The following is a 13,297-nucleotide window of genomic DNA, read 5'->3' on the forward strand; positions in this document are numbered from 1 at the left end:
ACATGAAAATATACTCCCTCGAACCTTTTTGTTTCACCTTATAAGGTGTTTCAATAAATTTGACTTCTTCATCTAGATTTTACTTAAACAATTTTATAAGGAGGTGACTATAATGGAATGGGTGGTTACTACTGAAATCCCAGGACTGAAAACTAACGTTGTTAAAAACGTTTTTTGTGGTGCTGGATGTTGAAAAACTAAAGAATGCCGTTTAACGGCATTCTTTACCTAATTTGGAGGGCTTTAATATGTATGAAAAATTATTGATAAATAGAAATTTTTCATTATTATTATTTAGTAGATTTATATCTCAAATTGGTGATTACCTTTTTCTTCCCGCAATTTTGTGGTTAGCTATAGATTCTGAACAAGGCTCTAATACATGGTTAGGCATCATTTCCTTTGTCATTATCATACCGCCATTCCTAGGTTTTCTATTTGGTATTATCATAGACAATAAATCAAAAAGGAAAATATTAATTAATACAGATGTTATTAGGTTTATATTGTGTTTGATATTGATTCTAAATCAAGCTACTCTATCATCCTTTATAATGATAACAATAATTATCTTTATTATAGAAAGCGCTGGGCAAATGTTTAATATATCTTCTCAATCGATAATTCCTAATATAACTTCCGAGGAAGAATATTTAAAAGCTAATTCTTACTTAACTATTACATCGAATATTACTGCTATTATTGGATTCTCCTTAGGCGGGGTTTTCATTGCCTTTTTTGGTTTCACTCTTGTTATATTAATCAATGCAATTACTTTCTTAATATCCGCTCTACTTTTAGTGTTTTTAAGAACAGAAAATACTGTTTATAATAATAATAATGACAATAATAATGGAACAGCTCATAGAAAAATGTTTTTAAAAGCCTTCAGTAATACTTTGATAGATGGGTTAAAAATAACTTTTAAAAATAGCTTTTTAAGCATTTTACTAATTGTTGCTTTTATAATCAATATGTTTTCTGTGTCCCTTGAAATGATAATAACTGTTTGGACACATGAAATTATTCAAGTAGGGTCTCAAGGCTTTGGAATATTATTAAGCTCTATTTTAATTGGCTCCCTATTCGGGGGATGGTTCGTAAACTTCAAAATCATCAAACAGTTCCCTGTTGAATATTTAGTATCTTTATCAACTGCATTCTTTGGAGTTTCCTTTATATTGGTGTCCTTCTTTCCAAATTTCTCTATTGATTTAATTCTATTTTTCTTAGCTGGTATTTTTTTAGCGATAAACAGTATTAATTTCACTACAATTATTATGAAAAACACCGATAAACAGTCGATGGGAAAGGTTTTCGGAATCATCCAAACTATAATCAGAGGAGGGCAACCACTTGGAATAGCCCTAGTTACGTGGTTACTCGGATGGATAGAAGTACCCTATATTATTTTAGGAATCGGGATCGTCATAGGACTAAGTGGATTAGCATTATTTATTGTTAGTCTAATACACGTATCATCAAAAAAAAGATGGACCAAACTTCCAAAAGAAGAACTCTCATAAGGTCCCAGTATCTAGTCCCTTGTAGTAAGTCTTTTAATTAGCTTTTGTTTCTTTTAAGACTTCTTTTTCAACCTTTTCCGCTAAAGAAAATAAAATAGGATCACACAAATTAGACGTATCTAAGATGTGTGATCCTATTCTTATTACTTAGTTCTTTTATTTATCCATAAGGTGACTTAAATATTATACAGCTTTCGTATTTAATTCCACATCTATGTTACCGCGTGTCGCTTTAGAATAAGGGCAGAAATCGTGTGCTTGTTTTGTTAGATTTTCTGCTTCTTCTTGCGATACACCTTTAATTTCTACGTTTAAAACAACACCAATTTTAAACCCACCGTCTGCTTCATCTTTTATCAAACTAACTTCCGCAGTAATGGTAGAGTCAATATCTTTCTTTTGCTTAGACGCCATTAAATTTAATGCACCATCAAAACAAGCAGAATAACCTGCTGCAAATAATTGTTCTGGGTTTGAGCCTGTTCCTGAGCCGTCACCTGCAGGGTTTACTAGATTTAAATCAATTAAGCCATCACTTGACTTAACTTGACCATCTCTTCCACCTTTTGCTGTTGCTTTTGATGTAAATAAAACGTTACTCACTCTATCCACTCCTTTATATTTCAGCCTTTTTATTTTTAGGCTGTAACTAAGTATTCTACTTGTACTATACCTTTTCCTACCTATATTAAACATAAATCCTAGTTTTTATGTGCGATTTTATAATTGAATACGTAAAAAAGCGCTGAATTCACTATCATTCAGCGCTTTTTTGTTATCCTAAAACTTTTACTCTATTTAAAATATCTTCTGCATTTTTCACTCTTTCCTCACTTGGAGGTTCCACGCCTTGCAATTTATATTCAAGTCCCAGACTTTCCCATTTGTAGATGCCAAGTTTGTGATATGGCAATATCTCTATTTTATCTACGTTATTTAAAGTTGCGATAAAATCGGAAAGGCGATATAGATATTCATCCTTATCACTTATTCCCGGTACTAACACATGACGAATCCATACGCGCACATTTTGTTCAGATAAATAATTCGCAAGATCGAGGATATGGGTATTTGTCATCCCAGTCAATTCTTTATGCCCTTCAGCGTCAATATGTTTTAAATCAAGAAGCACTAGATCTGTATACTTTAATAGCTCATTTAATTTTTCCATAAAACGCGGTGATCTACTAAAGCATCCACCTGAAGTATCAATGGTTGTATGCACGCCAATCTTTTTTAGTTCCTTAAATAATTCTATTAAAAACTCTACTTGTAATAATGGTTCCCCACCACTAACCGTTACGCCTCCACCAGTGGATTGGAAGAAGGGAAGGTACGTTTTAATATCTTTAACGATATCTTCAACCGACATTTCGTTTCCCTGTTTAATTTTCCAAGTATCAGGGTTGTGGCAAAATTGACACCTCAACAAACATCCTTGTGTAAACAAAACATATCTTAGGCCAGGTCCATCTACAGTTCCACACGTTTCGACTGAATGTATTCTTCCGTTCATTGTTCTCACCCTCCTATTAATTTTCTAAGGAGGGAGAGAACCCCCTTAGAAGTTACTTATAAACTCTCATGGAACGTACGGTTTATAACATCAATTTGTTGTTCTCTTGTTAATTTCACAAAGTTAACTGCGTAACCCGATACACGAATTGTTAACTGTGGATACTCTTCTGGATGGTCCATTGCATCTAATAAAGTTTCACGATCAAATACGTTTACGTTTAAGTGGTGACCTTTCTTAATTGCATATCCATCTAACATTCCAGCTAGGTTTGCTATTCTAGAGTTTTCATCTTTACCTAATGCTTTAGGTACGATAGAGAATGTGTTAGAAATACCATCTTGAGCATACTCATAAGGTAATTTTGCAACTGAACTTAGCGATGCTAATGATCCATTTTTATCTCTACCATGAAGCGGGTTTGCTCCTGGCGCAAATGGTTCGCCAGCTTTTCTTCCGTCAGGTGTATTCCCTGTCTTCTTACCATACACTACGTTTGAAGTAATTGTAAGGATAGATTGTGTTGGTTTAGAATTACGATACGTATGATGCTGTGCAATTTTTTGCATGAATCTTTTCGTTAGATCTGTTGCAATTTCATCTACACGATCATCGTTGTTACCGTATTTAGGGAAGTCGCCTTCTGTTTCATAATCTACAGCTAAACCATTCTCGTCACGGATAACACGTACTTTTGCATATTTAATGGCACTTAATGAATCAGCTACTACGGAAAGTCCTGCAATACCGCATGCCATTGTACGTAATACTTCACGATCGTGAAGCGCCATTTCTAAACGTTCGTAGCTGTACTTATCATGCATATAGTGAATAACATTTAAAGCATTCACATATAGACCTGATAACCAATCAAGCATTTTATCATATTTTTGCATTACTTCTTCATAGTCTAAATACTCTGATGTGATTGGTGCATAATTTGGAGCTACTTGCATTTTTAATTTTTCATCAACGCCACCGTTTATCGCATATAATAATGCTTTTGCAAGGTTAGCACGAGCGCCAAAGAACTGCATTTGCTTACCAATTGTCATCGCAGACACACAACAAGCGATTCCATAATCATCACCATATTTATCACACATGATATCATCATTTTCATATTGAATCGAGCTTGATTTAATAGACATTTTTGCACAATATTTTTTATAGTTTTCAGGTAATTTAGTTGACCAAAGTACAGTTAAGTTTGGCTCTGGCGCTGGACCTAAGTTATCTAAAGTGTGCAAGAAACGATAAGAACTCTTCGATACTAATGGACGACCATCTTGCGCCATACCAGCTAATGATTCTGTTACCCACGTTGGATCTCCACTAAATAATTCATTATAATCAGGAGTTCTTGCAAATTTAACTAAACGTAATTTCATAACAAAATGGTCTACTAATTCTTGTGCTTCCTCTTCTGTCATTACTCCTGATTGTATATCTCTTTCAATATAGACATCTAGGAAAGTTGATACACGACCTAGACTCATTGCTGCACCATTTTGTTCTTTAATTGCACCTAGATAAGCAAAGTATAACCATTGAAAAGCTTCTTGTGCTGTTTTTGCAGGTTTTGAAATATCAAAGCCATAGATTTTACCTAATTCTTTTAATTCCATTAACGCTCTGATTTGTTCTGAAGTTTCTTCACGGTCACGAATTACATCCTCTAGCATAATTCCGTTTCCACCGATTAAACTCTTTTGTTCTTTTTTCTCTTCTATTAAACGATCTACACCGTATAATGCCACTCTACGATAATCACCGATAATTCGTCCACGACCATAAGCATCAGGAAGACCGGTAACAATACCTGCTTTACGAGCTAATAGCATTTCAGGTGTATAGCCATCAAAAACACCTTGGTTGTGTGTCTTACGAAATTCTGTAAATGTTTTTACAACTTCTTCATCTAATTCATAACCATAAGATTCTGCTGCAGCTACTGCCATTCGAATACCGCCAAAAGGCTGAAGCGAACGTTTGAAAGGTGCGTCAGTTTGTACACCAACAACTTTTTCCTTACCTTTCTCAAGATAACCTGCATCATGTGATACGATAGTAGATACAATCTTCGTATCTAAATCATATACGCCACCATTTTCTCTTTCTTGCGTTGTTAGCTCCATTACTTTATCCCATAAAGATAAAGTGTCTGAAGTCGGTCCTGCTAAAAAGGACTCGTCACCTTCATAAAGCGTATAGTTTTTTAATATAAAGTCACGGACGTCGATTTCTTTTTGCCATCTACCTTCAACAAAGCCATCCCAAGGATTTGAGCGCATTACTTCTTCAACAGTTTTCATTTGTATGCCTCCCATTTTTTGTTTGTTCAACAATTAACATTTATGTCTTAATTCGATTATAACTCCTTTTTATCGTTTTGTCATGTGAATTAGTACACATTTATTAGCTGTATTAGTAAATTGTCTTAATTTGTTCAAATTTAGAATGTAAGTGTTTTCGTTCTAAGAAAAGCTTGGTATTATAATGATTTGTATAAAACTATTTACTTTCATATTTTCATTATATTATAGGCTGTATCAATCTGTTTCATTTTGAAAGTCTCCCTTTTATATAACAGATAGAACAGAATAATTAATTTAAAGAAAGGAAAAACTACTAGTGAAAGCGAGCCAATCTCTTTACATGAAGATTATTTCTTGCCATATTAGAATAGAAATATAACTAACACGACAGTATGATGGAGGGTATTTAATGCAAAACTTTAATTTTCATAATCCTACTAAATTATATTTTGGAAAAGGGCAATTAACGCAACTACGTGAAGAGTTACCCCGATACGGTTCTAAAATATTACTCGTCTATGGTGGTGGGAGCATAAAAAGAAATGGACTTTATGATTCCACACTAGAAATATTAAATGATTTAAATATGGAAGTGTTTGAATTAAACGGTGTCGAACCGAATCCAAGATTATCTACAGCACGAAAAGGCGTGGATATTTGCCAAAAGGAGAATATTGACTTTATTCTTGCTGTTGGTGGAGGGAGTACGATCGATTGCACCAAAGCGATTGCAGTTGGAGCAAATTCAGACAGTGACATTTGGGATATTATAACTAAAAAAAGTGAAGCGCAGGGCGCATTGCCATTTGGGACTGTGCTTACGCTAGCTGCTACTGGCTCTGAGATGAATCCAGGTTCTGTTATTACAAATTGGGAAACAAAAGAAAAACATGGTTGGGGGAGCCCCTTCTCTTTTCCAGTTTTTTCAATCTTAGATCCAGAGAATACATTTACAGTTCCAAGAGACCAAACCGTCTACGGCATCGTTGATATCATGTCACATGCTCTAGAACATTATTTCCATCATGAAACAAATACATTGTTACAGGACCGCATGGTAGAAGGTATCTTAAAAACAGTCATTGAAACTGCTCCCCTTCTTTTAGATGATTTAGAAAACTATGATCACCGGGCTACTATATTATATAATGGCACCATGGCATTAAATGGTATGGTAAGCATGGGCTATCACGGAGACTGGGCAACACATAACCTCGAGCATGCCGTATCAGCTGTATATGATATTCCGCACGGCGGAGGATTAGCTATTCTTTTCCCTAATTGGATGGAATATGCTATCGATGCAAATGTAATCCGTTTTAAACAACTAGCTACACGTGTATTTGATGTGGATCCTACAAACAAATCTGATAAAGAAATTGGATTGGAAGGTATCCAGCGTTTACGTGCATTTTGGAATAGTTTAGATGCACCGTCTCGACTATCTGATTACGACATTAAAGAAGATGGCGTTGAAGAAATGGCTCAAAAAACAGTAGCCGCCTCTTCATCCTTTGGTAATTTTAAATCTCTCACCAAAGAAGACGCGATTAACATTTATAAAAAAAGCCTTTAATTTAAATAAACAGAAAGAAAGCTAGCGGAAAATTGAAGAGACCTAATTAAATGAGACAAAGGAAAAAGCACCCCGTGAGTCGTATATATATTAAACGACTATTATTGGAGGTGCTTTTCTCATGGGAGAAAAGAAAAATGTTTACTCGGAAGAAGTGAAAAGAATTGTAATTGAGATGAAGTTATCAGGAGAATACACTAATCGACAAATCATGGAGAAGTTTGGAATACGTAATACATCTCAAATTAAGACTTGGATGAAGTGGTTTAGGAATGGAGAGGAACATCGTCTTGCTCAACCTATTGGTAAACAGTATTCGTTTGGTAAGGGACCAGAGGAGTTTAGTGAAGTTGATCAATTAAAAAGAAAAATTGAGTACTTAGAAATTAAAAATGAAATTTTAAAAAAGTACCAGGAAATCGAAAGGAGTTGGAACCAGAAATAGTTATTAAACTTGTAGAGTCATTGAAGAACCAGTACACAGTAACGTTGATATGTGAGTGCTTAGGATTGCCTAGAGCTACCTACTATCGTTGGATTCAAAAATCTTGGGAACCAACAGAGCTAGAACAACAAATCATTGATATATGTAAATCGCTAAAATACCGTGTTGGTCATCGTATGGTTAAGAAAATACTAAAAGAGGACTGCAGTATTCTTGTTAATCGAAATACAGTTCAAAGAATTATGCAAAAGTATAATATCCAATGTCGAGTCAAGCCAAAGAGAAAATCGAAAATTGCTGGCGAGAGTAAGTGTATCGTTCCTAATTTACTTGAACAGAATTTTAAAGCAGACCGACCAAACCAAAAGTGGGTCACTGATATTACCTATTTGCCTTTTGGGGATTCTATGATGTATTTATCGTCAATTATGGACCTGTACAATAACGAGATTATTGCTTATCGAGTAGGCAATACCCAAGAGGTAGAGCTCGTATTAGAAACATTGAAAGAAGCATGTAATGGGCGGGAAACTAAGGGACTGATTCTTCACAGTGACCAGGGATCGCAATACACATCGTATGCTTTTCAAGAGTTAGCTGAAGAAAAAGGCATTATCACAAGCATGTCCCGCAAAGGCAATTGCTTTGATAATGCCGTCATTGAATCCTTCCACTCCACCATAAAGTCGGAAGAATTCTACACACACCAGAAGGCGCGTCTTACAAACTCTATTGTACTAGAAAAAGTGGAATCTTACATGTATTATTACAACTATATACGACCCTTTTCAAAATTAAACTGCCTTTCCCCTGTTCAATTCAGGGCAAAGGCAGCATAAGTGCTTTTTCTTGTCTCATATTACTAGGTCAGTTCAAATTTATCCGCTAGCTTTCTTTCTGTTCTTCTCTATTATAGGTATCCTCATGTTCTTCTTCTGGTAACGGATCAACGGTTTGCTTATATGCATAACCTTTATTTAAAGTCATAATGGACAAACCTAATACTGCAACAACAATCATAATACAAACAACAATTACAACCCACATACCCATACTCCTTATACTTTTTATTCCCTCGCTAACTTCCTATATAAGCTTCGCTTTCAAGTATAACACGTTCAAATTAAATAGTATGTGAAATGTTTCACAATTACGTCACAATTTACATATTTTGCAAGCGCTATCAGATGTTATTCTCTAATTAGATAACAAGAAGGGGTGAAAAAAATGATCTTTTATCAATGGAAAAACTTTCAATCAGACACAGACGTGTACACACAAGCAATCTTTGAGAAAGAGGTCGGTGATGAATTCGAGGCAATGATGTATGAGGCTAACTCAACTATCCCAAAATGGATTTGGACAAAGCACTTTGTCATACAGTTAAAATCAAACGCTCGTATGTACCAAGATATTTCCTTTGTCAAGATCCCCCGAAATCCACAAGATATTGTTTTGAAAGTTTAATTTTTTTATTAAGTTATGCTCAATATTTCACAAAATAATAGGAGGTAATAAAATGGTTACTAAAATGAATAAAAAGGAAGAAAAACAACCATCTGTTCAAGAAGCAATTGATCAATTAGTATCAAATGCCCAAACTGCTTTAAAAGAAATGAAAAAATTAGATCAAGAACAAGTAGATGCTATTGTAAAAGAAATGGCGTTAGCTGGATTAGATCAACATATGCAATTAGCAAAATTAGCTGTTGAGGAAACTGGTAGAGGTGTTTACGAGGATAAAATAATTAAGAATATTTTTTCAACAGAATACATTTATCATAATGTTAAATATGATAAAACAATCGGTGTTATTAATGAAAATCCACACGATAATGTAGTAGAAATTGCTGAACCAATTGGTGTTATTGCCGGAGTAACTCCTGTAACTAATCCAACATCTACAACAATGTTTAAAGCAATTATTTCTATAAAAACAGGAAATCCAATTATATTTGCTTTCCATCCTTCAGCACAAAAAAGTAGTTCAACTGCAGCAACTGTGTTATATAATGCAGCAGTAAAGGCTGGAGCACCTGAACATTGTATACAATTTGTTGCCGTTCCTTCTTTAGAAGCAACACAAACGTTAATGAAGCATGACGGAGTAGCTCTTATTTTAGCAACTGGTGGCGCAGGCATGGTGAAATCAGCTTATAGCTCAGGAAAACCTGCTTTAGGTGTTGGACCAGGAAACGTACCATGTTATATCGAAAAAACTGCTAATCTTAAACGTTCTGTAAATGACTTAATTTTATCTAAAACATTTGATAATGGCATGATTTGTGCATCTGAACAAGCTGTTATTATCGATAAAGAAATTTACGACACCGTAAAACAAGAAATGATCGACAATAGCTGTTACTTCTTAAATAAAGAAGAAAAAGCTAAAGTAGAAAAACTGGTTATCAATGAAAACACTTGTGCAGTTAATCCTTCCATTGTTGGGATGAAACCAGTAAAAATCGCAGAAATGGCAGGCGTGAAAGTCCCTGAAGATACAAAAATTCTTGTTGCTGAACTAACCGGAGTCGGTCCTGATCATCCACTTTCTCGCGAAAAATTAAGCCCTGTGCTAGCTTGTTATAAAGTAAACAATGCAGAAGAAGGCTTGACTCGCGCTGAGGAAATGCTTGAATTTGGTGGCCTAGGTCACTCTGCTGTAATTCACTCTGAAGACCAAAAAGTAATTGATCAATTTGGTCGCAGGATGAAAGCAGGTAGATTAATCGTAAATGCTCCTTCTTCTCAAGGTGCAATTGGTGATATTTATAACGCCTACCTCCCTTCTCTAACACTAGGTTGTGGTTCATATGGTGGCAACTCTGTTTCTACTAACGTAGGCGCGGTGCATTTAATCAATGTTAAAAAAATGGCGAAGAGGAATGTCAATATGCAATGGTTTAAGGTTCCACCAAAAATTTATTTCGAGAAAAATTCTGTTCAATATCTTGCTAAAATGCCAAAAATCTCTAAGGCATTTATCGTAACTGACCCAATGATGGTGAAATTAGGTTATGTAGATAAGGTATTATACTATCTTCGCAAGCGTGCAGACTATGTTCACTGTGAAATTTTCTCTGAGGTAGAACCAGACCCATCTAAAGAAACAGTAATGCGCGGGGCTGAAGAAATGAGAAAGTTCCAACCAGACGTTATTATTTCTCTTGGCGGGGGATCTGCAATGGATGCCGCGAAAGGAATGTGGTTATTCTATGAAAATCCTGAAACTGATTTTAATGGAATAAAACAAAAATTCCTAGATATTAGAAAACGTGTTTACAAATATCCTGATTTAGGCACTAAAGCGCAATTTGTTGCAATTCCAACAACATCTGGTACAGGATCTGAAGTAACATCATTCTCTGTTATTACCGATAAAGAAAATAACATTAAGTATCCTTTAGCAGATTATGCATTAACACCAGACGTGGCTATCATTGATCCACAATTTGTAATGACAGTTCCACCAGCAGTTACTGCAGATACTGGAATGGACGTTTTAACACACGCTATCGAAGCTTATGTTTCTAACATGGCAAATGATTATACAGATGGACTTGCGATGAAAGCAATTCAACTTGTGTTTGAATATTTACCACTTGCTTATAAAGATGGTAGTAACGAAAAGGCCCGTGAAAAAATGCATAACGCTTCTACAATAGCAGGTATGGCTTTTGCTAATGCATTTTTAGGAATTAATCACAGTCTAGCGCACAAATTAGGAGCAGAATTCCATATTGCTCATGGTCGTTCAAACGCAATCCTAATGCCACATGTTATTAGATACAATGCTACCAAACCTAAAAAGTTTGCTGCATTTCCTAAATACGAATCTTTCATTGCTGATCAACGCTACGCAGAAATCGCTAAAGTACTTGGCTTGCCAGCTCGTACAACCGAAGAAGGCGTAGAAAGCTTAGTTCAAGCAATTATTAAACTAGCACGTGAGCTAAACATACCGATGAGTATTGAAGCAAATGGTGTGAAGAAAGAAGATTTCGAAAGAGAAGTGGATCGTTTAGCTGATCGCGCATTTGAAGACCAATGTACACCAGCAAATCCGAAGCTTCCTTTAGTTACAGAGTTAGCTGAAGTGTATCGCCAAGCTTTTAAAGGAGTATAAGCTCCTTTAAATTATATCTCCCCTTATCGAGAAGCCCTTTTGCAATAAATTGCAAAAGGGTTTTTCATTTTCACTTTTGTGGAAAGATATTAATAGAAAATAAGGAGGAGATTTTTAAATGACTCTATTCGAAAAACAAGCATTAAAAAATGAACATGTCTTAATTACAGGTGCCACTGGCGGCATTGGTTATGAGACTGCAATATTGTTAAGTAAGATGGGAGCAAAAGTGACAATTACAGGCAGGAATACTGGAAAACTACAAGCGTTAGAAAGCAAGCTATACGAAAACAATAAAAATGCGGAAGTCTTTTTGTTTCCTGCTGATTTAGCTGTTCAAACCGAATTAGAAGCCCTTATTAAAGAAGCAACTAATAAATTTGGCGAGATATCTCTACTCGTTAATTCTGCAGGAATTATGGGCGGTGATCTTGTAGAGGATATGGATGCGGAGACTTTAGAAAAGGTAATGCACCTTAATTATACCGTACCAGTAATGCTCTCAAAAAAAGTTTATAAGGATATGAAGAAAAATAAGCGTGGTGCAATTGTGAATGTTTCTTCACTATCAGGCCTCAGAGGTACTTATGGAGGCACAGCATATTGCGGCTCTAAATTTGCGTTGATCGGCTTTACTCAAAGCTTTGCACTTGAGGCTATTGAAAACGGAGTACGTGTAAATGCTGTATGTCCAGGATTTGTAGATACAGAGATGGGAAGAACTGCGATTGCAAATAAAGGAAAAAGATCTGGCAATAGCTTCGAAGAACAATTAACAATTGTAAACGAAGGGCTCCCTTCTAGCCGAATTACAGAGCCTGAAGAAGTAGCAAATACAATTGCTTTCTTATTAACAGAAGCAGCAGGTAATATCATTGGTGAGTCCGTGAAAATTTCTGGGGGCGCGGTTATGCGATAACTGCTACACTAAACAAATTACCACCTCTAATAGGCGAAGCTACATGATGGTAGCCTCGCCTATTTTTCTACTCTATCTAAAAGCCATTTCTCCGCAAAATCAACCGCTAGGCGAAATGGGATGAGCCGAGCAGTAGCTGAACCTATATTCCCTACTTTAATTTCATATTCTTTTTCCAAGTCCTCCCCGATCTCTTCAAATAACTCTTCATGAAAATCAAGTTCAAGGTAGCTAACCCACTTTCTTTTTCCTTTAATAAAGATTGGGGCCTCTTTTTCTTCTACTTTATAACTGTTTATACGATATTCAGCTAGGTGGAAAGCTGTGCAGCTATCATAACCTGTCCCAATCATAAGAATCGAAGCATTTCTTTTGTAAAGTTTATCGAGAGGAGAATTTGGTCCTAAGCTATATGTTAGCGGTTGTTGTGTTAATTCTTCCTTATTTGCACCCCATGCCGCAAAAGAATAGTTAGGATGTGAACTCCTTTGTACATCTGGATATTGGCGAAATATTTCTGCTACCTGCCCCATGCCAAATGTTGGTGTATAACTTGGGTGATAGGCTGGCATTTCTACTAACATCTCTGTCCACCAGTGTTCTGGAACAGCAGGATTTTCCCACTCACTTGGATCAGATAAATCTGCCGTTTGTGTCGGCATTACAATGTTGCCTTTGTCCCCAATAACTTCCATTAGTGCATGACAGACACTAACGCCTCCGCCTACCACCCAACCAATGGAGGAAAGCGAAGAATGCACTAGAATATCCATTCCAGCGGTTACTCCTAACCTTTTCAAATCCAGCTTCATCGAGGACGTGGTCCTTACCATTTTTGTCTTCTTAATAATATGTTCCATTTCTTTTCCTA

The 13,297-nt window shown here is 35.8% G+C and carries 11 protein-coding genes; 6 read left to right on the forward strand and 5 right to left on the reverse strand.

All coding sequences use genetic code 11. The features are described 5' to 3' along the window. Window positions 1–248: 248 nt before the first annotated feature. Window positions 249–1,526 (forward strand): MFS transporter, encoded by a 1,278-nt coding sequence (locus DFR57_RS05865; protein WP_114352210.1) that lies wholly within the window; start codon window positions 249–251, stop codon window positions 1,524–1,526. Window positions 1,527–1,709: 183 nt separating this feature from the next. On the opposite strand, the gene DFR57_RS05870 is transcribed toward DFR57_RS05865, so the two are convergent. From DFR57_RS05870 to pflB, 3 genes are all read right to left on the reverse strand, one after another. Beyond that, window positions 1,710–2,129: an organic hydroperoxide resistance protein gene (locus DFR57_RS05870; protein ID WP_114352211.1), complete on the reverse strand. Its 420-nt coding sequence runs from the start codon at window positions 2,127–2,129 to the stop codon at window positions 1,710–1,712. Between the two features lie 172 nt (window positions 2,130–2,301). Then, window positions 2,302–3,042, reverse strand: coding sequence for a pyruvate formate-lyase-activating protein (gene pflA, locus DFR57_RS05875; protein WP_114352212.1), 741 nt, complete (start codon window positions 3,040–3,042; stop codon window positions 2,302–2,304). Between the two features lie 56 nt (window positions 3,043–3,098). Continuing rightward, window positions 3,099–5,357 (reverse strand): formate C-acetyltransferase, encoded by a 2,259-nt coding sequence (pflB, locus tag DFR57_RS05880; protein WP_114352213.1) that lies wholly within the window; start codon window positions 5,355–5,357, stop codon window positions 3,099–3,101. A gap of 412 nt (window positions 5,358–5,769) precedes the next feature. On the opposite strand from pflB, the gene DFR57_RS05885 reads away from it, so the two are divergent. Beyond that, window positions 5,770–6,936 (forward strand): iron-containing alcohol dehydrogenase, encoded by a 1,167-nt coding sequence (locus tag DFR57_RS05885; protein ID WP_114352214.1) that lies wholly within the window; start codon window positions 5,770–5,772, stop codon window positions 6,934–6,936. Window positions 6,937–7,057: 121 nt separating this feature from the next. Then, window positions 7,058–8,220 (forward strand): IS3 family transposase gene (locus tag DFR57_RS05890; protein ID WP_114352215.1). Its coding sequence is split into 2 segments (ribosomal slippage): window positions 7,058–7,340 and window positions 7,340–8,220, totalling 1,164 coding nucleotides; the frame shifts between segments, so codons are not numbered across the junction. Between the two features lie 46 nt (window positions 8,221–8,266). Here DFR57_RS05890 and ytzI read toward each other — a convergent pair. Then, the gene (gene ytzI, locus DFR57_RS05895; protein ID WP_114352216.1) at window positions 8,267–8,428 is read right to left on the reverse strand and encodes a YtzI protein; all 162 of its coding nucleotides are present in this window, start codon (window positions 8,426–8,428) and stop codon (window positions 8,267–8,269) included. Between the two features lie 180 nt (window positions 8,429–8,608). Between ytzI and DFR57_RS05900 the strand changes: the two genes are divergently transcribed. The 3 genes from DFR57_RS05900 to DFR57_RS05910 all read left to right on the forward strand — a co-directional run bounded on the left by DFR57_RS05900 (window position 8,609) and on the right by DFR57_RS05910 (window position 12,426). Next, complete coding sequence (locus DFR57_RS05900) at window positions 8,609–8,848, forward strand: hypothetical protein (protein ID WP_114352217.1); 240 nt, start codon at window positions 8,609–8,611, stop codon at window positions 8,846–8,848. 52 nt (window positions 8,849–8,900) lie between these two features. Continuing rightward, the gene (gene adhE, locus DFR57_RS05905) at window positions 8,901–11,507 is read left to right on the forward strand and encodes a bifunctional acetaldehyde-CoA/alcohol dehydrogenase (RefSeq protein WP_114352218.1); all 2,607 of its coding nucleotides are present in this window, start codon (window positions 8,901–8,903) and stop codon (window positions 11,505–11,507) included. 118 nt (window positions 11,508–11,625) lie between these two features. Beyond that, on the forward strand, window positions 11,626–12,426 hold the full coding sequence (locus DFR57_RS05910; protein ID WP_114352219.1) for an SDR family NAD(P)-dependent oxidoreductase: 801 nt from the start codon (window positions 11,626–11,628) through the stop codon (window positions 12,424–12,426). Window positions 12,427–12,485: 59 nt separating this feature from the next. Here the strand turns inward: DFR57_RS05910 and DFR57_RS05915 are convergent, their stop codons facing one another. Continuing rightward, window positions 12,486–13,286, reverse strand: a complete 801-nt coding sequence (locus DFR57_RS05915) for an AAC(3) family N-acetyltransferase (RefSeq protein WP_114352220.1) — start codon at window positions 13,284–13,286, stop codon at window positions 12,486–12,488. Window positions 13,287–13,297: the final 11 nt, after the last annotated feature.

This window comes from Saliterribacillus persicus, from assembly GCF_003337485.1.
Taxonomy (GTDB): domain Bacteria; phylum Bacillota; class Bacilli; order Bacillales; family Amphibacillaceae; genus Saliterribacillus; species Saliterribacillus persicus.